21 protein-coding genes and 1 rRNA gene are annotated in these 24868 nt (G+C 64.6%); 12 read left to right on the top strand and 10 right to left on the bottom strand.

What is annotated here, in order from left to right:
• From GEV37_RS14950 to GEV37_RS14920, 7 genes are all read right to left on the bottom strand, one after another.
• A 16S ribosomal RNA gene (locus GEV37_RS14950) occupies positions 1-369 on the bottom strand; the annotation flags it as partial.
• A 304-nt stretch (positions 370-673) separates the two neighbouring features.
• On the bottom strand, positions 674-1669 hold the full coding sequence (locus GEV37_RS14945) for an adenosine deaminase (RefSeq protein ID WP_227391069.1): 996 nt from the start codon (positions 1667-1669) through the stop codon (positions 674-676).
• A 13-nt stretch (positions 1670-1682) separates the two neighbouring features.
• A complete protein-coding gene (cydC, locus tag GEV37_RS14940) occupies positions 1683-3404 on the bottom strand; it encodes a thiol reductant ABC exporter subunit CydC (RefSeq protein ID WP_227391068.1) in 1722 nt (573 codons plus the stop codon).
• On the bottom strand, positions 3401-5071 hold the full coding sequence (cydD, locus tag GEV37_RS14935) for a thiol reductant ABC exporter subunit CydD (protein ID WP_227391067.1): 1671 nt from the start codon (positions 5069-5071) through the stop codon (positions 3401-3403). Before cydD ends, cydC begins: the two co-directional genes overlap by 4 nt.
• A 4-nt stretch (positions 5072-5075) precedes the next feature.
• Positions 5076-6077, bottom strand: coding sequence for a cytochrome d ubiquinol oxidase subunit II (gene cydB / locus GEV37_RS14930; protein WP_227391066.1), 1002 nt, complete (start codon positions 6075-6077; stop codon positions 5076-5078).
• Positions 6078-6079: 2 nt separating this feature from the next.
• Positions 6080-7495, bottom strand: a complete 1416-nt coding sequence (locus GEV37_RS14925; RefSeq protein WP_227391065.1) for a cytochrome ubiquinol oxidase subunit I — start codon at positions 7493-7495, stop codon at positions 6080-6082.
• Positions 7496-7691: 196 nt separating this feature from the next.
• Positions 7692-8666, bottom strand: coding sequence for a calcium/sodium antiporter (locus GEV37_RS14920; protein WP_227391064.1), 975 nt, complete (start codon positions 8664-8666; stop codon positions 7692-7694).
• A gap of 169 nt (positions 8667-8835) precedes the next feature.
• On the opposite strand from GEV37_RS14920, the gene GEV37_RS14915 reads away from it, so the two are divergent.
• From GEV37_RS14915 to GEV37_RS14880, 8 genes are all read left to right on the top strand, one after another.
• Positions 8836-10218: a paraquat-inducible protein A gene (locus GEV37_RS14915; protein ID WP_227391063.1), complete on the top strand. Its 1383-nt coding sequence runs from the start codon at positions 8836-8838 to the stop codon at positions 10216-10218.
• Positions 10211-11893, top strand: coding sequence for an intermembrane transport protein PqiB (gene pqiB, locus GEV37_RS14910; protein ID WP_227391062.1), 1683 nt, complete (start codon positions 10211-10213; stop codon positions 11891-11893). The genes GEV37_RS14915 and pqiB overlap by 8 nt, the downstream gene beginning before the upstream one ends.
• Before the next feature lie 12 nt (positions 11894-11905).
• On the top strand, positions 11906-12490 hold the full coding sequence (locus tag GEV37_RS14905; RefSeq protein WP_227391061.1) for a PqiC family protein: 585 nt from the start codon (positions 11906-11908) through the stop codon (positions 12488-12490).
• Between the two features lie 216 nt (positions 12491-12706).
• Complete coding sequence (locus GEV37_RS14900; RefSeq protein ID WP_227391060.1) at positions 12707-13978, top strand: DEAD/DEAH box helicase; 1272 nt, start codon at positions 12707-12709, stop codon at positions 13976-13978.
• Positions 13979-14062: 84 nt separating this feature from the next.
• Positions 14063-14566 carry a hypothetical protein gene (locus tag GEV37_RS14895; protein WP_227391059.1) on the top strand — a complete coding sequence of 168 codons (504 nt, stop codon included), beginning with the start codon at positions 14063-14065 and terminating at the stop codon, positions 14564-14566.
• Between the two features lie 4 nt (positions 14567-14570).
• A complete protein-coding gene (locus GEV37_RS14890; protein ID WP_227391058.1) occupies positions 14571-15797 on the top strand; it encodes an MFS transporter in 1227 nt (408 codons plus the stop codon).
• Positions 15794-16864 (top strand): asparaginase, encoded by a 1071-nt coding sequence (locus tag GEV37_RS14885; protein ID WP_227391057.1) that lies wholly within the window; start codon positions 15794-15796, stop codon positions 16862-16864. The genes GEV37_RS14890 and GEV37_RS14885 overlap by 4 nt, the downstream gene beginning before the upstream one ends.
• A 141-nt stretch (positions 16865-17005) precedes the next feature.
• Positions 17006-17245, top strand: coding sequence for a DUF2789 domain-containing protein (locus GEV37_RS14880; protein ID WP_227391056.1), 240 nt, complete (start codon positions 17006-17008; stop codon positions 17243-17245).
• A 7-nt stretch (positions 17246-17252) separates the two neighbouring features.
• On the opposite strand, the gene GEV37_RS14875 is transcribed toward GEV37_RS14880, so the two are convergent.
• Both GEV37_RS14875 and GEV37_RS14870 read right to left on the bottom strand, forming a co-directional pair.
• The gene (locus tag GEV37_RS14875; protein WP_227391055.1) at positions 17253-17921 is read right to left on the bottom strand and encodes a TVP38/TMEM64 family protein; all 669 of its coding nucleotides are present in this window, start codon (positions 17919-17921) and stop codon (positions 17253-17255) included.
• Positions 17914-18330, bottom strand: coding sequence for an SRPBCC family protein (locus GEV37_RS14870; RefSeq protein WP_227391054.1), 417 nt, complete (start codon positions 18328-18330; stop codon positions 17914-17916). Before GEV37_RS14870 ends, GEV37_RS14875 begins: the two co-directional genes overlap by 8 nt.
• 148 nt (positions 18331-18478) lie before the next feature.
• Here GEV37_RS14870 and queC point away from each other — a divergent pair, with 148 nt between their 5' ends.
• From queC to GEV37_RS14850, 4 genes are read left to right on the top strand one after another with little or no spacing between them, the layout of a single operon-like run.
• Complete coding sequence (gene queC / locus GEV37_RS14865) at positions 18479-19183, top strand: 7-cyano-7-deazaguanine synthase QueC (protein WP_227391053.1); 705 nt, start codon at positions 18479-18481, stop codon at positions 19181-19183.
• Positions 19170-19814 (top strand): 7-carboxy-7-deazaguanine synthase, encoded by a 645-nt coding sequence (gene queE, locus GEV37_RS14860; protein WP_227391052.1) that lies wholly within the window; start codon positions 19170-19172, stop codon positions 19812-19814. Before queC ends, queE begins: the two co-directional genes overlap by 14 nt.
• Positions 19814-20650: a 6-pyruvoyl trahydropterin synthase family protein gene (locus GEV37_RS14855; RefSeq protein WP_227391051.1), complete on the top strand. Its 837-nt coding sequence runs from the start codon at positions 19814-19816 to the stop codon at positions 20648-20650. Before queE ends, GEV37_RS14855 begins: the two co-directional genes overlap by 1 nt.
• Positions 20647-20934, top strand: a complete 288-nt coding sequence (locus tag GEV37_RS14850) for a YkgJ family cysteine cluster protein (protein ID WP_386111631.1) — start codon at positions 20647-20649, stop codon at positions 20932-20934. The genes GEV37_RS14855 and GEV37_RS14850 overlap by 4 nt, the downstream gene beginning before the upstream one ends.
• A gap of 23 nt (positions 20935-20957) precedes the next feature.
• On the opposite strand, the gene GEV37_RS14845 is transcribed toward GEV37_RS14850, so the two are convergent.
• Complete coding sequence (locus tag GEV37_RS14845) at positions 20958-24857, bottom strand: ATP-binding protein (RefSeq protein ID WP_227391050.1); 3900 nt, start codon at positions 24855-24857, stop codon at positions 20958-20960.
• Positions 24858-24868: the final 11 nt, after the last annotated feature.

Genomic DNA, 24868 nt, shown 5'->3' with positions numbered 1-24868 from the left:
CCATTGTCCAATATTCCCCACTGCTGCCTCCCGTAGGAGTTCGGGCCGTGTCTCAGTCCCGATGTGGCTGATCATCCTCTCAGACCAGCTACGGATCGTCGCCTTGGTGGGCCGTTACCCCACCAACCAGCTAATCCGACATAGGCTCATCCGATAGCGGGAGCCGGAGCCCCCTTTCTCCCGTAGGATGTATGCGGTATTAGCCTGGGTTTCCCCAGGTTATCCCCCACTACCGGGCAGATTCCTATGCATTACTCACCCGTCCGCCGCTCGTCAGCGGGAAGCAAGCTTCCCCTGTTACCGCTCGACTTGCATGTGTTAAGCCTGCCGCCAGCGTTCAATCTGAGCCATGATCAAACTCTTCAGTTTAAGATCGATGTGATCCTTGCATGTCGCCCGAAGACAACAAAAGCGGATCAAACTTGGCTCAAGGTTCAAACGAAGTTACTGTGATGCTGATTCCACAGCGCTACTAAAAAGTAGCGCTAGGAAGAGTATCGCTGTGTTCGTCTGCCTTGATATTTGGTGACTTGTCACCCTCATCGGCAAACGCCCACATGAATTACCTGATCATATTTTTAAAGAGCTACCGAAGAGCGCTGCCCGTTCGATGTGGGGCGTATTCTACCCGCTTCCGAGGATTCGTCAACCCTGTTTCGCAACCTTTTATCTTTCAGAGACTTTTTTCGAGGCGCTCGAGCAAGATCTGCCGCCGCTCCTCGCTCATGAAAGCCTCTTCGAGCGCATTGCGATTGAGCTTTGCAAACGTGTCTTTGCCCCAGCCGAACGCCTTGTGGCAAGCGACATGGTTGTCCAGAAGCCCGCCGCCGAAATAGGCCGGATCGTCGGAGCTGATGGTGATCTTGAGCCCCTTCTCCAATAGCCGAGGCAATGGATGCTCTTCGAGCTGGTCGATGACCTTCAGACTGACGTTCGAAAGCGGACAAACCGTCAACACGACTTGCTCGGCCCGCAGCCGCTCGACGAGCGAGTCATCCTCGAGACAGCGTACACCGTGATCAATACGTTCCACGTCCAGTTCGTCGAGCGCCTCATGGATGTACGCTGCAGGCCCCTCCTCGCCGGCGTGAGCGACCCGGCGAAGACCGGCCTCGCCAGCGCGTGCGAAGAGTGTCTTGAATTTCGATGGCGGATTGTCGCGCTCGGCACTGTCGAGTCCGATGGCGTCGAGCCGCTCCCAGTAAGGCTTGGCCTGCTCGAAAACCTGCAATGCCTCCTCGGCCGAGCGATCACGCAGAAACGCCATGATCATGCCGACCGAAAGATCGAGCGACCGCTCGGCCCGCTCCTTGGCTTCGAGCAGCCCCTCCATCGCCGTCTCCAGAGAGACGCCTCGACTCAGATGCGCCTGGGGGTCGAAGTGCATATCGATATGAACGACACCTTCACCAGCGGCGCGCTTGAAGTAGTCCATCGCCAAATCGAAGAAATCCTGGCGCGTGCGCAACACGCCCATGCCCTGATAGTAGAGATTCAGAAAGCCCTGCAGATCATCGAAGCGGTAGGCGGCCTTCACCTCCTCGATACTCGCGTAAGAAAGCTCGATGCCATTGCGCCGGGCCAGTTCGAACATGAGCTCGGGTTCTAGCGTGCCTTCGATATGCAAGTGAAGTTCGGTCTTGGGCAGCTGGCTTAGATACTCTTGCATGGCGCTTCCTCGTCTAGCGGGCGTGGTCGGAGCCGATGGCCGTCAGCCGACCCCTATCGAGCGAATAACTATACGTGAGCCCAGGAAGCAGCGAAACATCGTCCACCTGGTGGATGAAGTACACCGCCGTGCGCCCCTGCAGCCACCGATCCAGCGATTTCGCCAGGTGTCGCGCGGTCTCGGCATCCACGCCGGCGAAGGGTTCGTCCAGAAGCACAAGCCGAGGGCCACGCAGAAAGAGCCTGGCCAGTGCCACACGCCGCGCCTGGCCACCGGAGAGACGACGCCCCTTTTCGCCGACAGGCGTCGACAGACCACGCGGCTGCCGCTCGGCCCAGTCGGCGAGCGCCACCTGATCAAGCGCCCGCCAGAGCTTGGCATCGTCGGCGCTCGGGTCGGCCAGGCGAAGATTGTCCGCAAGCGTACCGTCGAATAGATCCACCTGCTGAGAAAGAAAGGCAAAATGCGAAGCGCGCTGATCAAAAGCGACATCGCAGGGCATCCGACCGGCCACTTCGACCCGCCCTTGGGTAGGTATCAGTCGCCCCAGCAGTAGATTCGCCAGGGTCGACTTGCCCGCCCCGGAGATACCGGTGACCGCCACTCGATCCCCCGCGCCGATCTTCAGCGAGACCTGCTCAAGTGTCCGTTCGAGCATACCGGGATAGCGGTAGCCAGCGTTCTCGAGAAGCACGTCATAGCCGCCCTGCCCCGCAGGTAAAGGAGTATTCGTCGCCGTTTCGACCGGTACCGAGGAGGCCAGCCGATCAAGGCGCAGGACACTTTGAAAGCTCGCGCCGAACTTCAAAAACGCCCCCGGCAGTGGGGCCAGTATCTCGCTGCTGCCAAGCACCACCAAAAGGATCATGACGACGATCGGCGCATCGATCCGCCCCGTTGCCAACGCCTCGCCACCCACGCGAAGGGCCATGATCAGCAGTAGTCCGCAGACCAGCAGAATCAAGGCGTTGCCCATGGCGCCCTTGAAGGCCAGCCGGCGCTGATTGGAACTCGAGCGTGTTTCGAGCGCATCGATCTTGGCCTGATGCCAGCGTGCGGTGCCGTAGCTTGAAAGCTCTGCACTGGCCTGGAGCTGATCCAGCACGAGGTTGCGAAGTGTGCCTTGATCGCGGACCTGCTGCCCGCTCTGACGAAAGCCCCAGGCAGTGAATCCCAGCGTGAGCACCGCCCAGAGCGCGACGAGAACGCCTGCGACAAGAAGCGCCAGGCCAGGTAGCCAGATCGCGATGAACAGCGCGATCAGAAGAGTCGCCACAAGCGCAACCAGCGGCGGTATCAGAAGGCGCAAGTAGAGGTTGTCCAGCGTATCGATATCCGCGGTCAAGCGAGTCAGCCAATCGCTTGCCCGTCGGCGACCGAGCGAGGCAGCATCCAGGCGCGTCAAATAGCCGAACACCTGGTAGCGCAGATCCGCCAGCAGCGTGAGCACCATATTGTGGTTATAGAGGCGCTCGACATAGCGGGCGACGGTGCGTGCCAGTGCAAAAAAGCGAATCCCGCCGCCGGGCACGTAGATATCCAGCGTCGACGGCTGGCCCGCCGCCAGCAAGAGTCCTGCCAGCGCGCAGGCGGTGATGAACCATCCGGACAATCCCAGCAGCGAAAGCCCCGACAGCAGAGTGGCCAGCACCAGGAGCGAGCCGACCATGAACGCCGCCCGCCGACGCACAAGCAGCGAGAGCCAAGGGTAGAGCGTGGAAAAAAATGCCTTCATGGGGCGATCTCCTCGAGCCGCTGATGCGCGCAGTGCCAGTGACGGCTGGCGATCGAGCGTACGTGGGGATGGTGCGTGGCGATGACCAGCGTGCGCCCGGCGCTCGCCCAGCGACCTAGCGCTTCGACCACGAATGCTTCGGTCTCGGCGTCCAGGTTCGCCGTTGGCTCGTCGAGCAGCACGAGCGGTGCCGCGCTCAGGTAGATGCGCGCCAGCGCCAGCCGCTGCGCCTGGCCACCGGAAAGCCCCACGCCCCGCTCGCCAAGCGGCGTCTCCAGCCCTTGGGGCAACGTCTCTAAAAGCTCACCAAGTCCTGCCTGATTGAGAGCCTCGCGCATGGCCTCGGGCCCGGCCTCGGGATCAGCGAGCGCCAGGTTGTCGGCAAGGCTGCCTTGCAGCAGGCAGGGCGACTGATCGAGCCATGCCATCTGCACGTGCGGGCACCGGCGACACTCGCCACCACGAGGCGCCATGAAACCTGCCAGCAAGGCCAGCAGCGACGATTTGCCGCTTCCCGACGCCCCGGTCAGCGCCACTACGTCACCGGATTCGAGCACCAGCGACACCTCGCGCAGCACGCTTTCGTCATCGTGACCGATCTCCACGTCGACGAGTTCAAAAAGCGCGCCGGTCCCAGGAGTGTTCGCGGGCCCAGCCGCCTTTCGAGGTTGATCGAGCAGGTAGACCAGGCTTTCCGCCGCACCCAGTGCCGCCGCGCGGTCGTGGTAGTGCTGGGAAAGCGTGCGCAGCGGCTGAAAGAATTCCGGGGCCAGCAGAAGCACGGCCAACCCGGAGAACAGTGTCAAGGAGCTGGCGGGGCCATAATCGATGTAGCCCAGCAGCCCGAAACCGACATACATGGCCACCACCGCGATGGCCACCGAAGCGAAGAATTCGAGCACCGCCGAAGAAAGAAAGGCGAGCCGCAGCGTCTTCATGGACAGGCGCCGGTACTCGTCGGTAGCGTACCAGACATCGCGGCGCGCCTGCTCGGTTTGCCCGAACAGCTGCAGGGTGCTCATCCCTCGCACCCGGTCAACGAAGTGCGCCGAAAGCCGCGATATCGCGCCGAACTGCTCACGATTCAAGCGCTCGGCGCCCATGCCCACCAATGCCATGAAGAACGGAATCAGCGGTGCTGCCAGCAGCAGGAAGATCACCACCACATAGTCGAGCGCGCCGACCACGCAAGCGATCAGCAAGGGCAGTACCACCACGATGCGAAGCTGCGGATGAAACCGCGCGAAGTAGCCCTCCAGGGCATCGACGTGCTCGACCACTTGGGTCGCCAGCGCCCCGCTCTGATGACGGGTGAGCCATAGCGGGCCCAGAGCGGCAAGCTGTTCGAGTAGCCGGCGCCGGACGCGCTGGCGAATCCGCAGGCTCGCCTCGATCCCCAGCGTTTCCTGCCCCCACTGCATGCACGCACGCAGCACCACCAGAACGACAAGAAGCGAGAAGACCCCACTCAATGACCTGAGCGACTGCCCCTGGACGATGAGCTGATCGACCAGCCATGCAAGCCCCACCAGCAAGGCGGTGGTGCTTGCCCCGGCGAGCACCCCACAGGCCGCCGCACCGGCCAGACGCTTGCGCTGCGTCCGCGCCAGCTCATCGAGAAACTGGCGCGGCGTTGTCGATGCGGGGTTGGACGTATCACCCCTCATGAGATCAGTGGTACCCCTCGCCGATGCGAACCTTGCCGCGGAACACCCAGTAGGTCCAGGCGGTGTAAGTCAGCACGACCGGGATGACGAACAGCACGCCGATGAGCAGAAAAAGCTGGGATTCCGGCGCCGAGGCGGCGTCCCACAGGGTGTAGTTCGGCGGAACGATCACCGGCCACTTGCTGACGATCAGCCCCAGATAGGTGAACACGTAGATGCCGATGGTGGCGACGAAGGGGATGCCTTCGCGACGTTTCTGGACGCTTCTGAACACCGCATAGGCGCACAGCAGCGCTAGCACCGGGAAGATCCAGATGATCTTGAGGTTGCCGAACCAGCGCTCCCACACCAGGTTGTCGATGAACGGCGTCCAGAGGCTGATGATCGCGAACACCACCAGCACTGCACCCAGCAGCATCGGTGTGATCTTGTAGGCCCACGCCTGGATGTGCCCTTCGGTCTTGAGAATCAGCCAGGTCGCGCCAAGAAGCGCATAGCCCGCCATCAGGCCAAGGCCGGTGAGCACCGAAAACGGCGTCAGCCAGTCGAAGGCCCCGCCCACGTAGACGAAGTTCTCTACCGGGAATCCCTGAATATAGGCGCCGACTACCGCGCCTTGGGCAAAGGCCGCCACCGCAGAGCCGTAGCAGAATGCCCGGTTCCACCAGTGACGATTGCGCCGCGACTTGAAACGGAACTCGAAGGCGATACCGCGAAAGATCAGCCCGGCCAGCATCAGGAACACGCCGATGTAGAGCGCCGGCAGAAACACCGAGTAGACCAGCGGGAAGGCGCCCAAAAGCCCCGCCCCGCCGAGCACCAGCCAGGTCTCGTTGCCGTCCCATATGGGCGCGACGGAGTTCATCATCACGTCGCGCGAGTCCTCGTCCGGGGCGAAGGGAAAAAGAATGCCTATCCCCAGGTCGAAGCCGTCCATCAGCACGTACATGATCACGCCAAAGCCAATGATCCCGGCCCAGATGATAGAGAGATCGAACATTTCCATGGTTAGCTCCTGACCGGCTCAACGTCATCGTCGAAGGGAGTGTGCGCAGCGGACAGCGGACGCTTGGGACGGTCAGCGTCCTGGTCGGTCTCCGCCTGGGCCCTGGCGGGCAGCATGCCGTTACGCACTACCCGAGTGAGATAGTAGATTCCCGAGTAGAACACCACGGCGTAGACCAGCACGTAACCGATCAGCGAGAAGAGTGCCACGGGGCCCGTCAGCGAAGGCGTCAACCCCTCGGCGTGAGTCATCATGCCGTAGACGAGCCAGGGTGCACGGCCGGATTCGGTCACGATCCAGCCGGCCAGCACGGCGAGAAACGGCAGCGAGATCATGCCCACCAGGGTTTTAAGAAACAGCTCGCTTTCGAAGATACGACCGCGGCGACGCAACACAAGCCCGGCGAACGATACCGCGATCATGATCAGACCGATGCCGACCATGACACGAAACGACCAGAACACCAGCGCCACCGGTGGTTGCTCTTCCGGCGCCACTTCGCTGATACCGGGAATCTCGCCATCGAGTGAATGGGTAAGGATGATGCTGGCGAGATGAGGGATGCCGATTGCGAAGCGGTTCTCCTGTGCCTGCTGATCCGGAATCGCGAACAGCAGAAGCGGCACGCTACCGGAGGTCTCCCAGTGCCCCTCCATCGCCGCCACCTTGGTCGGCTGATGCTCGAGCGTGTTGAGACCATGGTAGTCGCCGATCACCGCTTGGGCGGGGGTGAGCACCATCAAGAGCCATAGACACATCGACAGTGCCCGGCGATTGGCCGGCACGTCGCGCCCACGCAGCAAAAACCAGGCGCTGACGCCGGCAACCACGAACCCGCCGGTGATGAACGACGCCACCGCCATGTGCGTGAAGCGGTAAGGAAAGGAGGGATTGAAGATCGCCGCACTCCAGGAAGTGACGTGGAAACGGTTATCGATCAACTCGACCCCGGCCGGCGTGTGCATCCAGCTGTTGGCGGAGAGAATCCAGAACGCGGAAATGAAGGTCCCTACCGCGACCATGATCGCCGCGAAGAGGTGAACGCCTTCAGGTACCTTGCCGCGACCAAAGAGCAGCACGCCCAGAAACGCCGCCTCGAGAAAGAACGCCGTAACCACTTCATAGCTCAGTACCGGCCCGATAAAGTTCGAGGCGGCCAGCGAGAAGTTGCTCCAGTTGGTCCCGAACTGGAAGGACATCACGATGCCCGACACCACGCCCATGGCGAAGACCACCGCGAACACCCGCGTCCAGAAGGCGGCCAGGCGGTCCCAGGCGGGATTCTGGGTCTTGAAGAAAAGGCCGTGCAAGAGCGCGATATACGAGGCAAGGCCGATGGTGAAGACGGGAAAGATGGTGTGAAAGCAGACGACGAACGCGAACTGTATTCGCGAAAGCATCAAGGGGTCGAGTTCCATAACGCACTCCTGAAACCGGGGAAAGATGCAATGCCCATGGGTAACCAACACTCGGTCATGGCACCGTTCACCCGCTGCTCGACCAAGCTTGTCTTTACTCACAGGCTCATCTTAGCCCTTGGCCGCACGCGTTACACGACCCTCGGCGCACCAAAGCTGGGGCGCAATGACGCACATCAAGCAAACTCGATATAGCTCAGCTCATTACCACCAGGCTCACCATGTAGCCGGTGTAACCGATGAACAGCGCAAACAGCACGCCCCCCTCCACACGATTGATGCGCCGCGGACGCCCGCGCCAAGAGAAGGCGAACAGTACCATCAGAAGCGTCATGCAGGTCATCACGCTCCAGTCACGTACCAGCACCTCGCGCCCGGCCTCGATCGGCGCGATCAACCCAGCAATCCCGACCACCGCGAGACTGTTGAAAAGATTGGACCCCACCACGTTGCCCAGCACCAGGTCGTGCTCGCCACGGCGCAAGGCGCTGATGCTCGAGGCAAGCTCAGGCAGCGAGGTGCCCACCGCCACCACGGTCAAGCCGATGATCAGGTCGCTCACCCCGAAGGCAGTAGCGATCTCGACCGCCCCCCAGACCAGCATGCGTGAACTCACGACCAGCAGCACCAGCCCTGTAAGCGTCCAGAACAGCGATTTGCCCCGCGACATGGGCGCCTGCTCGAGGCTGTCGAGCACTTCCTCCTCCAGCGCATCGCCCTGCTGGGCGCGCGCGCGCCAGATACTGAAACCAATGAAAAGCGCCAGCGCCAGCAGTAGAATGCTCGCCTCGATGCGCGTTACCCAACCGTCGAAGAGCATGTAGCCGGTGAGCAGCATCGCCCCGACCAGCAGCGGCATCTCCTTGCGGATCACGCTCGAATGCACGGCCAAGGGTGCCATGAGCGCGACGAAGCCGAGCACAAGACCGATATTGGCGATATTGGAGCCGTAGGCATTGCCCACCGCCAGGCCCGGGTTGCCCTGGAGCGCGGCAAGCACCGACACCATCATTTCCGGGGCAGAGGTGCCGAAACCGATCACCAGCATGCCGATCAGAAGCGGTGACAGCCCCAAAAGCTTCGACAGCGACGCGGCACCGTCGATGAATTTCTCGGCGCTCCAGATGAGTAGTACCAGTCCGATCGCGACAGCTAGAAAGGCGAGCAGCATGAAGGCTCCTAGGCAGAAAAGAGGATAAACACGACGAAAGCGACTGCATCGTTGTCTAAGCTGGTAGCAAGGTCAAGCACCGAATCACCTCGACCCAGTGTCGCCGGGTTTGACAGCCTCGGGCGGCCAGCGTATCAATCGCCTTTCGGGTTTCGTTGAGAGTAATCGATTGCGTTACAACCACGTCATCAAACGTCCTTCACTGACGATATCCCCGCCGCTGGTAGATAGTCAGCCGCCGGAAACGCGTCTGACCCGCCGGCGCCTGCGCGCCTGCCACGAATGCGACTGGGTGTCGGCACTGCCGCCGCTGGGTTCCGGCGAGAAGGCCAACTGCCCGCGCTGCGCGCACACGCTGGTCAAGCGTCACCGCTTTCCGGCCCAGCGCAGCATGGCGCTGGCAGTCGCGTCCTTGATCGCACTGATCATCGCAGTGTCATTCCCCTTCGTGAGTTTCAGCGTCAGCGGGGTGAGCAACCGCATCGAACTCTCCCAGACCGCCACCACGCTGATCGCCTTTCACCAACCGATGGTGGCGATCGCCGTGATCATGACCATCGCAGTGCTGCCGGCGCTCTACCTGGTCGGGGTCATCTGGCTTCAATACGGGCTGCTGCGCGGCCGTCCGCAGCCTTTCAGCCGCGATATCGCCCGCTCGCTTTCACACCTGGTGCCGTGGATGATGGCCGACGTGTTCATCATCGGCGCGCTGGTCAGCCTGATCAAGGTCGCAGGCCTCGCCCAGATCAGCCTGGGCATTTCCTTCTGGGCGTTCTGCGCCTTCGCCCTCCTGCTGCTCAAGACCAGTCAGTCGCTGGACGCGGACTGGATGTGGTTCTCCCTCGAGGGCGAGCCGCTTGCCCCCGAAGGCACCCGGACCGGCACCACCGCAGCGGCTCAGAACGTCACCGGTTGCCCCACCTGTGGGCTGATCAACCGGTTACCCGCTAATGGCAAGGCGCGCTGCAGTCGCTGTCACGAGAAACTCCACAAGCGCCTGCCGCATAGCCTCCAGCGCACTTGGGCACTGCTGTTTGCCGCCACCATCATGTACATTCCTGCCAACGTCTACCCGATCATGACCACTACGAGCCTGGGGTCGAGCTCGCCCTCGACGATCATCGGCGGCGTGGTACAGCTTCTGCAGATGGGTTCTTGGCCAGTGGCGGCGGTCATTTTCGTGGCCAGCGTCATCGTGCCGGTCGGCAAGCTCTTCGCCCTGTCCTGGCTGTGCCTGACGGTGCGTCGAAGCGGCGAGCTGAAAGCCCAGAGCCGCACCCGGCTCTACCGGCTGACCGAATTTATCGGCCGCTGGTCGATGGTCGACGTCTTCGTGGTGGCGATCCTGGTGGCGCTGATCCGTGCGGGCTCGCTGATGTCGATCACCCCCGGTCCCGCCGCACTTGCCTTCGGCGCCGTGGTCGTGCTAACCATGCTCGCCGCGATGACCTTCGACCCGCGCCTTCTATGGGACACTCCTCCCCTACGCGCCCCCCGGCCAGGACGTGCTGCCACGTTCACAATAGCGACCAAGGAATCAGTGGATGGCTGACGAGTTACCTCAAGGCGAAACGCCGCCGAACGATGAAAACGACTTGCACCGCGCCCGACCCTCGCGTCAGACGCGGCTGTCGCCGATCTGGATCGTGCCGATCGTCGCGGTGATCATCGGCCTGTGGCTGGTGTACGACAACTATACCAGCCGCGGCACGCTGATCACCCTGACCACCAACAACGCCGAGGGGATCGAGGCGGGCAGCACCCTGATTCGCAGTCGCAACGTCGAGATCGGCATCGTGCAGAGCGTGCGTCTGTCCGACGATCTTTCCCACGCGGTCATGACCGCGCGTATCCAGCCTGAAGCCGAAGCAATGCTGCGTCAGGACAGCCGTTTCTGGGTGGTCAAGCCGCGCATCGGCCGCGAAGGGATCAGCGGACTCGGAACGGTGCTCTCCGGCGCCTATATCCAGCTCCAGCCAGGGCGCTCCAACGACCCGCGCCGCGAATTCGAGTTGAGCGACGTGCCGCCGGTGGCCACCGCTGGCCAAGCGGGGCTGCAGATCAGCCTGGTCAGCCAGCTCGGCAACTCGCTGCGCGTGGGCGACCCGGTCTCTTATCAGGGCTACACCGTGGGGCGTGTCGAGGACAATCGCTTCGAGCCCGAGTCGCGCACCATGCACCACCAGGTGTTCATCGAAGAACCCTACGCCCAGCTGGTCACCGACAGCACACGCTTCTGGACCTCCAGCGGCATCGACTTTCGCCTCGACGCCAACGGCGTGCGGGTCAACGTCGAGTCGCTGGAGGCGCTGCTCGGCGGCGGCGTGACCTTCGGCGTGCCGGAAGATCTGCCCATGGGCAAGCCGGTGAGCAACAACACCCGCTTCACCCTCTACGCCGATGAAGACGACGCCCGGGAAGGCACCTTCAACCGTTACCTCGAGTACGTGCTGCTGGTGGACGATACCGTGCGCGGGCTCGCGCGCGGGGCGCCGGTGGAGTTTCGCGGCGTGCGCATGGGCAGCGTGGTCGCCGTGCCCTGGAACTTCACCGCGCCGCAGCCCAACTCGCGCGCTCAGTTCGCCATCCCTGTGTTGATTCGCATCGAACCCCAGCGGATGGGCATCGAAAGCGAGGACATCGACATCGACGAGTGGCAGGCACGCTTTGATCGCATGTTTGATCTCGGCCTTCGCGCGTCGCTCAAGAACGGCAACCTGTTGACCGGCGCACTGTTCGTCGACCTGAATTTCCAGCGCGACCTGGCCGGCACCTACCGCGAGGAGATGTTCTCCGAGCGTCAGGTGTTCCCCACTGTGGCCGGCGGGTTCGCCCAGATCCAGGCTCAGGTGACGAGCCTTCTGGACAAGCTCAATGCGCTGGAGGTCGAGCCGCTGCTGGCCGGACTCGATCGCAACCTGCAGGCCTCCGAGCGCGTGCTCGACGAGGTGCGCGAAGTGAGCGCCTCGCTCAACACCTTGCTGAGCGACCCGGACACCCAGGCGCTCGGCGGCAACGTCAATGCCACCCTCGAGGAGCTTCGCAGCACACTGGAAGGGCTTTCACCGGCGTCGCCGGCCTATCAGGACCTGACCTCGGCCATCGAGCGGCTCGATCGCCTGATGCGCGACCTGCAGCCCTTGACACGCACGCTCAATGAGAACCCGCGGGCGCTGCTTTTCGACAATCTGGACGTGGAAGACCCCATTCCGCGGGCCCCCCGGTAAAAGGACGACCTCATGCGATCCAAGATGTTGAAGACAGCCCTTCTCATCAGCCTGCTGGCGCTGCTCGCCGGGTGCGCCTCGAGCGTGACGCCGCCGGCGCGTTACATGCTGCCGGCAACGCCCATCACCAGCCCCGTCACCGGCGAGCGTACCCTGCAGATACGCACGCCGCGCCTGGCTCACTACCTCGATGTCGACGGCGTCGTCATGCAACTCGACGACATCACCCTCGTCGAGGCGCGCGAGCACCAGTGGGCCGAGGCCCTCGGCCGTCAGCTCGAGCGCAGCCTGCGCGGGCGGCTCTCCCAGGAGCTCCCCCAGGTACGCGTGGTGCGGGCCGAAGGGGCGGCCAGCGGCGCGCCGACGCTGGCCCTCGAGGTGGACCAGTTTCAGGGCCGCTACGATGGCAACGCCGTTGCCAGCGGCCAGTGGCAGCTGCGCGGTGCGGACAACCAGCTGCTGGCGCTGGAGAGCTTCTCCGTCGAGACCGAGCTCGATCAGGATGGCTATCCGGCCTTGGTGCGCGCGCTCGGCCAGAGCATCGACCTCGCGGCAACGCAGATCGCCCGCGAGCTTCGCACCGGCGGCTACTTCTAAGTCGCCCCTGCCCGAGCCGTGCGTCGCTCCATCCGGACGGCGCGCGCGCATCGCGCCCCTCTTGAGACATCCGCGCAGGCAAAAGAGCCTCGCAGGCAGGCGCGCTATCTGGCAAACTTCGCTGCCGCGCGGATCGTACCCCGCGTTTTCAACCTATTTTGAACCCTAGCCTGGTGACAGCGCCTCTGCGCTTTTGCTGGCAATGGCGGAGAACCCATGAGCTTTTCGGAACTTGGTCTGCAGGACGACTTACTACGCGCCATTACCAACCAAGGCTACACACAGCCCACGCCCATCCAGCAAAAGGCCATTCCGATGGTGCTGGCCGGGCGCGATCTGTTGGCCAGCGCCCAGACCGGGACGGGCAAGACCGCCGGCTTCACGCTGCCCATGCTGCAGCGGCTCAACAACGGCAAGCGCCCGGGCAAGCGCCAGGTGCGCGCCCTGGTGCTGACGCCCACGCGCGAGCTCGCCGCCCAGGTCGGCGAAAGCGTCACGGATTACGGCAAGTACCTGCCGCTCACCTCGCATATCATTTTCGGCGGCGTGGGTCAGAACCCGCAGGTCGAAGCGCTCAGAAAGGGCCTCGACATCCTGGTGGCCACGCCCGGCCGACTGATGGATCTGCAGCAGCAGGGCCACGTGGATCTCTCCCAGATCGAGATCCTGGTGCTCGACGAAGCCGACCGCATGCTCGACATGGGCTTCATCCACGACATCAAGCGCATCCTCAAGCTCTTGCCGGCCAAGCGTCAGAACCTGCTGTTCTCGGCCACCTTCTCCAACGAGATCCAGACGCTGGCCACTCAGCTTCTCGACAATCCGGCACTGGTCGAAGTCGCGCCGCGCAACACCACCGCCGAGAAGATCGACCAGACCATCTACCGGGTCGACCGCGACAAGAAACGCGAACTGCTGGCCCACCTGATCTCTCGCCACGGCTGGTTCCAGGTGCTGGTCTTCACCCGCACCAAGCACGGCGCCAACCGCCTGGCGGAGCAGCTCTCCAAGCAGGACATTCCGGCCATGGCGATTCACGGCAACAAGAGCCAGGGCGCACGCACCCGGGCGCTGGGCGCCTTCAAGAGCGGCGACCTGCAGGTGCTGGTGGCCACCGACATCGCCGCTCGCGGTCTCGATATCGATGAGCTGCCCTTCGTCGTCAACTTCGACTTGCCTAACGTGGCCGAGGACTACGTTCACCGCATCGGCCGTACCGGTCGCGCCGGCAGCGATGGCGAAGCGGTGTCGCTGGTGTGCGTGGACGAGCACGCCCTGCTCACCGGCATCGAGAAGCTGATCAAGCAGAACCTGCCCAAGAAGATCGAGCCCGGTTTCGAGCCCGACCCCAACGCCAAGCCCCAGCCGATCGAGAACGGTCGTCGCGGCCAGCGCAAGCCCGGTGGCGGCGGTGGTCGCGGCCAAGGCCAAGGACAGCGTCAGGGCGAGCGCTCCGACAAGGCACCGCGCCGACGCGCACGTCGCTAGCGCGCGCTCGTCGAATGTGCGAAGGTTGTCCGCTTTCAGGCACCCCCATCCGGGTGTATGACCAAACCCGTTCATGGAGTGATTATGGCGTCATCTCAGCTTATCAATGACTACCGGCAGTGGCTGGCCTTCCAGCGCCAGGAGCAGCTCAGCCGCGAGCATCAAGGGGTCGCCCAGCGCCTGGAGGACGCCCGGGCGACCTCCGGGCAGGTCATTCAGGCCTACCGCAGCATGGCCGACAAGGCCGCGACGGAAGGCGCGTGCTACCGCACGCTGTTTCTGCGCGAAAGCAGCGAGGATGCGGCGCTGGTCTGTGAGGGCTGGCTGTTCATCCGGCGGGTGTTGAGCGAAGAGGGCAGCACCCGCGTGCGCGCTACCCTGCTCGAAACCTTCACGCTCGAAGACGGCACCATCGTCCCCGGCGACAAGCCGGCCCGCAAGGTGACTCTCGAGATCTACGAAAAGCTCGACATCAACAAGGGCATGCGTACCGATGTACGCGTGGACTGCCTGGAAACGCCGGCGGACTACCACTTCATCACCCTGATGGACGCTGCCCGAGGCGATCTGCGCGCACACATGAGCTAGCGCCATGCAGCGTCGTCGCGCCGTTGGTTTCATCCTCCTGATGTTTCTGGTGGGGCTCAATCTGCGCCCCGCCCTCTCATCCGTTGCCCCGCTGCTCGCTCGCTTGAAAGAGAATGCGGGGCTCACCCCTACGGCCGCAGGCGTACTCACCACCCTGCCAGTACTCTTTCTGGGCCTGGCGGCCCCCTTGGCGCCGCTCATCGCTAGGCGCATTGGCACCGAGCGCGCGCTCAGCGCAGCCCTTCTGCTGCTTGGCGGCGCCTTGCTGATTCGCCCGCTACCGCTTCCAGGTGTCCTGTTCATCGGCTCGGCCCTGGCCGGAGCCGCCATTGGCCTGGCCGGCACGCTGCTGCCATCGCTGGTCAAGCGCGAACTGCCCCAAAGCGCCGATCTTGTCACCGGGCTCTACACCATGGCGCTGTGCTTCGGTGGCGCGCTGGGCGCGGGGTTCAGCGTACCGCTGACCCATTTTTTGGGCGGCTGGCAGGTGAGCCTTGCCAGCTGGGCGCTGTTGGCTTTGGTAACGCTTGCGCTGTGGGCGACCCTCGCTCCCACTCCGCAGGTGGCCCAGGCCGCAAGCCCCCATAGCGCCTCGCTCAAGGCGCTTTTGCGCAAGCCTCTCACTTGGCAGGTCATGCTCTACATGGGCATCCAGTCCTCCATGGCCTATATCGTGTTCGGCTGGCTGCCGACCCTTCTGATCTATCGCGGCTACGGTGAGAGCGAGGCGGGTTTCACCATGGCGGTCTCGATCGTCTGCCAACTGGGCTCGGCGCTCGCAGCACCCTGGCTTGCGCGTCTGGGCCGCGACCAGCGCCCGGCGCTTTTCGTGATGCTCACCTTTACGGCAGTCGGGCTTTATCTCTTGATGGTCGCGCCGCACGCATGGCAGTGGCCGGGGGCGGCGCTGCTCGGCCTTGGCCAGGGCGGAAGCTTCAGCCTGGCGCTGAGCCTGCTGGTGCTGCGCACCGCCAACGCGGGGCTCGCCGGCAAGCTCTCGGGGCTCGTTCAGGGCGGCGGCTACACTATCGCCGCCCTCGGACCGTTCGGCGTGGGCCTGCTGATCCAGGCCGGCGCCCGCCTGGAACACATCACCTATCTGTTGCTGGCGCTGATCGGTGTCTGCTTCGTGTTCGCCTTCCTGGCCGGGCGTGATCGCAAGCTCGATGACCGCGCCGACACGCTCGTCGTGCTAGGGCCAGGTGCCGGCATGGCAAAAGGAGTCTCATGAGCGTTACCCCGTTACTCAGCGGCGCGGCCAAGCGCGGCGAACGCATCCTGGTCATCTACACCGGTGGCACTCTTGGCATGCAGGCCGGCGCCGCCGGGCTCGAACCGGGGGCGAACTTCGAGGCGCGTCTGCAGCGCGCGCTCGATACCCTGTCGGTGCCCCAGCAAAGCGCCCTGCCGCCTTTTGAAGTGATGAGCTTCGATACGCTGATCGACTCGAGCGCGGCTACGCCGCTGACCTGGCAGCGCATCGCCGCGGCGATCGCTAAGCGCTTCAACGACTACAGAGGGTTCGTGGTGCTCCACGGTACCGACACCTTGAGCTTCAGCGCGGCGAGTCTCGCCTTTCAGCTGCAGGGCCTCGATCGCCCGGTGGTGCTCACCGGGGCGATGCGCCCGCTTGAGGCCGAGCACAGCGACGCCCTCGCCAACGTCTACGGGGCGCTGCGCTTTGCCGCCAGCGACTCGCTCAAGGAGGTGGCGATCTACTTCGCCGGCAAGCTGCTGCGCGGCGTACGCGCGGTCAAGTGCGACAGCGAAGCGCCGGATGCCTTTGCGAGCCCCGGCTATCCGCTGCTCGGCGAGCGCGTGGGAGAGGATTTCATCGAGTACCCGGCGCGGGGGCTGGCAGCGACTCATCGCGGTGCACCACGTTTCGAGCTTGCAAGCTATGCAGGGCTTGCTCAGGGCGAGGTGGTTCGCCTGGCGCTGTGGCCGGGCATCGCCGCCTGGCAGCTCGAGGCGCTGCTCGGCGATGATCGCGTCAAGGGAGCGCTCTTGCAGCTCTGGGGGGCGGGGAACCTTCCGGACGACCCGGCGCTGCTGGAGGTGCTGGCCCGCGCCTGCGGTGAGGGCAAGCTCATCGCCGCGACCAGCCTCTGCCCGCGCGGGGGCGTGCATTTTGCCACCTACGCCGCCGGCGCCGGGCTGGAAGCCGCCGGCGTGCTGGCAGGCGCGGACATGACGCCCGAGGCGGCGCTGACCAAGCTCGTCCACCTGCTTGCTCAGCCGATGACCCAGGAGGATCGCCGCCGGCGATTCGTGACCCCGCTTTGCGGTGAGCGCTGAGCAGCGCTGGCGCGCGCGAATATTCAGACTATGTTGATAGGTCGAACTATGTTGATAGGTCGAACTATGTTGATAGATCGAACTATGTAGATAGGCACGCGCTTAGACGCGTAGTAATCACCCAAGGAGAGGAAGTGACCCATGGAACAACCCGTACACCAATTCAGCGATCTCTTCGAGCAGCTGGGACTTGCCTCCGACAAGGCGTCCATCGAAGCCTTCATCAGCGAGCACGGTCCGCTGCCGGCCACCACCGCCATCGCCGAGGCGCCCTGCTGGAACGAGGGCCAGGCGGCCTTTCTGCGCGAAGCTATTGCCGATGACGCCGACTGGGCCGAAGTGGTCGGCCACCTGGACGCCGCCCTGCACCAGCCCCGCTAGCCCCGTCTCAATGTTCCCTGCGCGCCGCTTCCACGCGGCGCCTGTACCACCCGCCTACCAGCAGCAAGAGCGCCAGCGCGATCAGCGGCAGCACCACGTCAAACTGCAGCGGATCCTCGTGCTCGATCGCCTCGAGCGCCCCGTAGATGGCGCTGCTGTATACGCCCCATTTGATCGAAAGCCCGATCACCGTCGCCAGCAGGTAGGTCTTGAGCGGCAGGCGCACGAGCCCGGCGGCATAGTTGATGACACAGTGAGGAAACCCCGGCAGGATGCGCAGCGCACACTGGGTCATGAGATCCCCGCGGTGCTCGAGAATCTGCACCACCTTGTGGGTCAGCCCTCCGGGCTTGACCCGGGCGTTGAACCGCGTGGCGAGAAAATAGGCGCCGAGTGCGCCCAGTACGCTGCCCAACGTCAGCATCGCCGTGGCGATGACCGGAACGTAAAAAGGCGCGATCAGCCACAGGCCGATACTGCCCGGAAGGCCGATGGCGAGAGTGATCGCCATGGTGGCAATGACGCCGACCACCACCAGCGGGTGGTGGGACATCTCGGCAGCCCACTGCTTGGCCGCCGCCAAATCCGGCGAGTGCCACAGCCAGACGTAGCCCAGCATCGCCAGCAGCGCGAAAAGCGCTACCCAGCGCCAGGAGAGGTGCCAGCGCCTACCCATTCAACCGCGCTTCGACGCGCTCGAGAATCTGACGGCTCACCTTGCCGACCATCGGCCTGGCGGCCTTGTTGACAGCCTTTTCCATCAGCCGGTTGCCGATCTCGTAGGTCAGGGAAAGCGAGACCCGCGTGCCCTCCTGAACCGGTTCGAGCCGGTAGCGCCCCTGGTTCTTGACGCCATCCAGCGACTCCCAGGCGAGCGTGTGCGGCGCCTCGATCTCGGTCACTACCACGTCGAAGGCCCAATCCATGCCTACCGCGCGCACGTGCCAGCGGTAGCGGTCGTCACCCAGCACGTCGATCGCGTGAATCATGTCGGAGTAGTCGGCGAAGTCCTCGACGCGGCGCAGCAGTTCGAACACCCGCTCCGGCGGGGCGTGGACGATCTCACTATGTTCTATGGTTGCCATGAATACATCTCGAAAAGCGTGAAGGGCGATTGACGGGGCCAGCTAGCCAAGCGCCCGGTCAGTGCGTAAACTGCGCAGCGTTCCGGACCGGACCCCGGACGTCTGCCCGTTGGGCACTCGATAAATTCTCCGATCAGCGAGTATTAGCATGTCTTCCCTTTCCTGTACACACTCCCCCGCCACCGTGGTGATCTACTCCGGCGGCATGGACTCCTTTACCGTCTTGCACCGCGCACTCGAGGAAGGCCTCGAGGTTCACGCGCTCTCCTTCGACTACGGCCAGCGCCATCGGCGCGAGCTCGATACCGCCCGCCGGGTATGCGAAAAGCTTGGCATTCCCCATCAGGTGGTGGATATCCGCGCGATCCACGGGCTAATCGACAACTCGGCGTTGACCGATACCAATGCCGCGATGCCCGACGCCGACTACGCCGAGGAGAACCTCAAGAGCACCGTGGTGCCCAACCGCAACATGATCCTCCTGTCGCTGGCCATCGCCAAGGCGGTGAACATCGGCGCCGGGCGGGTGGACTACGGTGCCCACGGCGGCGATCACGTGCTCTACCCGGACTGCCGACCGGAATTCGTCGAGGCGATGCGCCGCGTCGCGCTGATCGCCGATTTCGAGCCCATCGAGGTGAGCGCACCCTATCTCGAGGCCACCAAGGCAGACATTCTGCGCGAGGGCCTGGCCATGGGCCTGGACTACCGTGATACCTGGACCTGCTACGAAGGGCGCGAGCTCGCCTGTGGGCGGTGCGGCAGCTGCCGCGAACGCCTGGCCGCCTTTGCCGCCAACGGCGTGACCGACCCGCTCGCCTACGCACCGGAGGCTTTCGATGTATCACGTTAAGGAAGCCTTCTACACGCTTCAGGGCGAAGGTGCGCAGAGCGGTCGTGCCAGCGTCTTCTGCCGCTTCACCGGCTGCAACCTGTGGTCCGGGCGCGAGGCCGACCGGGCGAGTGCCCGCTGCACCTTCTGCGATACCGACTTCATCGGTACCGACGGTGCCGGCGGCGGCCGTTTCGAGCGGGCCGAGGCGCTCGCCGAGCACCTCGCGGCGCTTTGGCCAGAGGCCCCTTCCCCCGCCGTGCCCTACGTGGTGTTCACCGGCGGCGAGCCGCTTTTGCAGCTCGACGCCGCGCTCATCACCGCAGTCAAGGCCAGGGGGTTCGAGATCGCCGTGGAGACCAACGGCACCCTGGCAGTACCCGAGGGCATCGACTGGGTCTGCGTCAGCCCCAAGGGCGCTAACGCCCTCGTGGCGCAAAGCGGCGACGAGCTGAAGCTGGTCTACCCGCAGCGCGACGCCCTGCCGGAGCGCTTCACGGCGCTCGAGTTCAGCCACTTCTACCTGCAGCCGATGGACACGGGCTGCCACGAGCAGGCCCGCGCGAACATCGAGGCGACCACCGCCTACTGCATGGCCCACCCGCAGTGGCGACTGTCGCTGCAAACTCACAAGATCGCGGGATTCGAATGATGGCGCTTTTCGTCAAGCAGTTGAGTCATATCGACGTATCGCTCTGGTGCCAAGAGCGCGGGCTCGTCGGCATGAGCTGGCAGGTGGATGCAACGCTGGAGGGCGAGCTCGGCGAGGACGGCATGCTGTTCGACTTCGGCCTGGTCAAGCCTTTCATCAAGAAGACCCTGGATGCCGGCGTCGACCACACTCTGCTCGTACCGACCCGCGCCCCGGGCGTTCACGTCGAGGCGTGTCCGGAAGGGCTTTGCGTGCGCACCACCACGCCCTACGCCATGGAGGTGCGCGGGCCCGAGGCAGCGTTCACGCTGATCGATGCCGATACCGTCGAGCCAGAGGTGCTAGCGGCGACGCTGGGTGAAGAGCTCACCCGGCGATGCCCGGAAAACGTCGGCCGCGTGCGCCTTGCGCTCAGCGAGGAAGTCATCGATGGCGCCGCCTACGGCTACAGCCACGGCTTGAAACGCCACCAGGGCAACTGCCAGCGAATCGCCCACGGCCACCGCTCGCGCCTCGAGATCTATCAAGGCGGCGCGCGCGTGCCAGCGCTCGAAGCGCGCTGGGCACGCTGGCTCGACCAGCGCTACCTGCTCGAGCGTGCCGACATCACCGCTGAAGATGACGAGCGCCTCACCTGCCGCTACGTGGCCGGCGAAGGCGCGTTCGCCATCACCCTGCCCCGGGAGCGCTGCGCGGTGCTGCCCTGGCCGACCACGGTGGAGAACATCGCGCGCTGGCTCGCCGAGGAAGTCGCCGGTGAGACGGCGACCCCCACACGCGTGTACGCCTACGAGGGCTTCAACAAGGGAGCTACTGCCGAGAGCGAACTCGAGTGACGGTGCTGATCGCAAGCCAGGAGAGCGCAACGAACGGCGAGTGCAGAGCCGGCTGCGGGGCGTGCTGCATCGCCCCGTCGATCAGTTCAGCCATCCCCGGCATGCCCCGCGGCAAGCCCGCCGGGGTACGCTGCGTGCAGCTAGATGAAGACAACCTGTGCCGTCTCTTCGGCGATCCGAACCGCCCCATCGTTTGCGCCAGGTTCACCTTCGAGGCCTCGGTGTGCGGCACTCGTCGCGACGAGGCGCTCGACAATCTCGCCTGGCTCGAAGCGAACACCTGAGCCAAGGTAACAGACTAACCAGGCTAGCTTTCGACGCTCGCCATGCGCGACGAGCGGCGATCCAGCAGGTTCGCCCAGCGCACCAGAACCGGGGCATCGCTGTGGCTGACGCTGGCCAGGCGCTGGCGGAAAAGTTCGCGGGTAAGCTTGTCTTCCGGCGCGATATGGGTCAGCCAGAACTCGAGAGCTGCCAGTTCGTGGTGACGGTTACCCTGCTCCCGGGCGTGATCGATGGCGAGCTCCGCCAGCCGGCGTACCTCACCGGGCGCCTCGCCACTCAAGTGGCGCACGCGCGCAAGCTGGGTGGCGATTTCCGGTAGAAACAACGTGCTGCGCTCCTGGGCGATGGCCAGGCACTTTTCCAGGTATTCGGCGGCGCAGGCAAGCTCGTCCAGCGCGATACACGCATCGACATACCAGAGCACCGGTCGCTGGAAGCGGTCACGCCCGTTGAACTCGGCCATTTGATCGAGGCTTTCGCACAGCCGCGCAAGCCCGGAGGGATCGCCGCCCAGCGCCTGCTGCCAGCCAAGCACGCCCTGGGCTGCGATCTGCCACAGCTGCAGGTCCGGCGTCGCCGTCATGGCAGCGGCCCGCTCGGCGTGTCGCGCGGCGAGGTGGACGTGACCAAGCTGGCGATACAGGGCCGCCGCGAACATCAGTGCCATGGCGAGCGTGCCGGGATGGCCGATCTTCTCGGCCAGGCGAATCGCCGCCGATATCTGGCGCTCGGCGCGCTGATAGTCGCCGCGCAGGCACAACGTCCAGCCCTGGAAGCACGCCGCGCTCACCTGGGGATGATCCGAGAACGGCAGCCAATCGATCATCATCGGCGCGTTCAGCGGGTCGATCTCGTTGAGGTGATCGAAGGCTTGGGGAATGCGCCCGGCCCAGTACTCGCACTGCGCGCCGGCGTAGTCGGCAAGCCGCGCGTAGCGCGGGTCCTCCAGTCGCTTGGCGATATCCGAGAGCGTGGCGGCCAGTGCGAAAGCGTCGGCGTGGGCGTAGCGCTGACTACGACCCAGCCACAGCCCCCACTTGACCAGAAATATCTGCTCGAGATCCTCCGGGTCCTCGAGAGTGTCACTGCCGGAGTCACGCAGAAGCTCCCGCGCCTGGACGAAGCACTCGTGGGCAGTCGGCGAACCGTGACCTTCCAGCGCGAAGGCCGCCTGACCTTTCACGGTCAGAAGGCTCACCTCGCGCTCGACGTGATCCTCGACGTCGCTCATGCAGCCCAGCCCGAAATCGGCCATCTTCAAGGCGGTGCGATTGGCGCTGACCTTGAGCGCCTCGCGGGCGGCCAGCTCGAAGTAGCGTGCTGCCCGGGCAGGGTGGCCACTGCGCCGCAGGTGGGTGGCGAAATCTCCCGGATGGCGGCTGATCCACATCGGGAAGCGCTCCTCGATCAGCGTCACTACCTGCTGGTGCAGCGCCACGCGCACGTCCTTCGGGCCGGACAGGTACGCCGCCTCGTGCAAGAGCTGATGGCTGAACTGGTACTCGGGCTCGCCCCCGCCGATCTCCACGCTCTCGATGATCTCGAGCTGGCGCATGTGCTCGAGCGCCTTATGCAGGCGGCCCTTGTCGAGGGCACAGGCTTCGCCGAGCATGTCGAGCCGGAAACGCCGGCCAAGCACCGCCGCCACGTGGACGACGTCGCGATCGGCCTCCAGCTGGTCGATCCGGCTGGTGAGCAGTCCCAGCAGCCCCTTCGGCAACTCATTGAACTGGACGCTGCGCCCTTCGCGGCGATCCATGTCGAGTCGCCGGCAGATCTCCTGCAGGTAGAGTGGAACGCCATCGCAGCGCTCGACGATCTGATTTCTGAGCCGCGGACTGAGGTGGATCTGGTAGCGCCGGGCGAGCTGGGACAAGAGCCTGGTGGCCTGACCAACGTCGAGCTTGCCAAGCGTGATCTGCTGGTCCCAGTGCAGCTTGACCGGAAGCGCTTCTCGCCCGTGATGGCTGGCCACCAGCATGAAAGCGGTATTGATCGGCAATCGCGCCTGCAACCCGGAAAGCACCTTGAAGGAGGGTTCGTCGAGCCACTGCAGATCGTCGATCAGCAGCAGCAGCGTACGCGCTCTGGATTCGCGCTCGATGAGTCGGTGCAAAAGCCTTGCGACCAGCTCGACGGCCTCGCCGTTCTGGGTCAGCCGGCTGATGTCCTCGACGTCGCTCACCCCGAGCGCCTGCTCGAGCAACTCCTGGCGCTCGTCGTCGAGCGCGGTCATGTCGAGCGTCTGCTGGAGCGCCCGCAGCGCCGCGCGGTCGCCTTCATGACCGAAGTGCCAGGCGAGCAGTTGCCGGGCGACCCCGTAGGGCTCCAGCACCGACAGCCGCGTGGTGGGCAGCCAGCACACCGCCGCGTCGCGACTCAGCTCGAGCTGGCGAAAGCCGACCATCAGCGCCGACTTCCCCATGCCGGTGCCGCCTCTCACCAGCACGCTCTGGCGCAGGCCGATGCTGGCCCGGACCTGGGCGTCGCGCAGGGTGCGCAGCGCCGTCTCGCGGCCAATGAGGCTCGGCGGCAGCGCATCGCGCCCGCCTTCGTTCTGGCCCAGCACCAGTGCCCGTAGGCGCACCCGGCCGTCGCTGGCAACGAGCCGCGACGAGAGGCGGGGCTGCAGGTCGAGCGCCGGCGGCATGTGCTGGCTCGCCTCCTGGGAAATGACCAGCTCGCTGCCCTCGGCGGCGCTCATCAGCTCGAGGGACACCTGGGTGACCTGGCCGAGCGGGTCGGCCAGCTGGCGCTCGGGCAGGTAGACCACCCGTCCGCTGTGAAGCCCGGCAGTCAGCTCGAAGCTCGGTGGCGCCTGATCGCCGCTCCAACGCCGCTCGATCTCCTGGGCGAGCGCCTTGCGACAGTGCTCGTAGAGGGCCACCAGCTCGGCAAGCTGGTGGGCCGGGCCGTGGGTGCCGAAACAGGCAAGCCCCAGCCCGCCAGTGGCCCCGGGCAGCCAGAAGCCGCCCAGATGGTGGCACTGCTGCTCGAGCCAGCGCAGAAGCTCCAATTGCAGGTTGAGGCAGTGGCGCATGGCCCCGCGCTCCTGCCAGTCGCCCTTGAGCGCGAGGCGAATGGCCATCACCGATAGCTGGCGCAGCTCGATCTCGTCCTCGCGCAGCGGCTTGCTGTCGGCGGCCAGCGCCCGCGAGTAGGCGCCCTGGGGGCTGACCACGTGAGGGTCGAAATGTCCGTCGGACCAGTAGCTCGCGAGCTGCAAGAAACTTGGCTCCGGCTGCTGGCCGGAGAGCGCGAGAAGCTGCAGATAGCCCTGGTACTGCTCGTGGGCAGCGGCCATCTGGTTGTTCTCGGCGAGCTGGCGCACCAGGTGCTCGTGAAAGGGGCCGTAGCCAGAGAAGCGGCTGACCAGCTCTTCGATCAGCGCATCGGGAATATCGCTCTGGGCGTCGAGCACCTGCTCGGCGAAGCGGATCACGCGCTGGCGCCATTCGTTGCGGGTCTGGAGCAGCCAGCGCTGGAACTCGCTGCAGTTGGTGAGCTGCAACTCCTCGACCAGATCGCCTTGGTAGCAGGCCAACACCGCCTCGAGGGTGGCCAGCTCCGGCGGCCCGTCGAGCAGCGCCTGTAGTTCGTGAAGATCTACCTGCCAGTGCGCCGGCAGCTGAAAGGCGATGGTCTGGCGCGATACGTTGAGCACCGCGTCGGCGCGCTCGCCCAGCGACTGGCGTAGGCAGTGCAAGGCGTGGCGCAGGTTGGTACGCCCGGAGGAGAGTCCCTGATCGGGCCACAGAAGTTCGGCAAGCTGGGCGCGATTGACCGGCTGGCGATGCAGCAGCAGATAGACCAGCAAGGCCTTGACCTTGTCGTAGCTGAAATGGGTCAGTGCGTCATCGCCCTGGGTGAGGGAGAAATGCCCAAAGAGGGTTAACTTGTCGATCTGCTTGGCATCGCGCATGGGGCTCATCC

Source organism: Vreelandella malpeensis (assembly GCF_020622355.1).
Taxonomy (GTDB): domain Bacteria; phylum Pseudomonadota; class Gammaproteobacteria; order Pseudomonadales; family Halomonadaceae; genus Vreelandella; species Vreelandella malpeensis.
The sequence above is the reverse complement of the archived record's forward strand: the minus strand, read 5'-3'. Positions and strand labels throughout refer to the sequence as shown.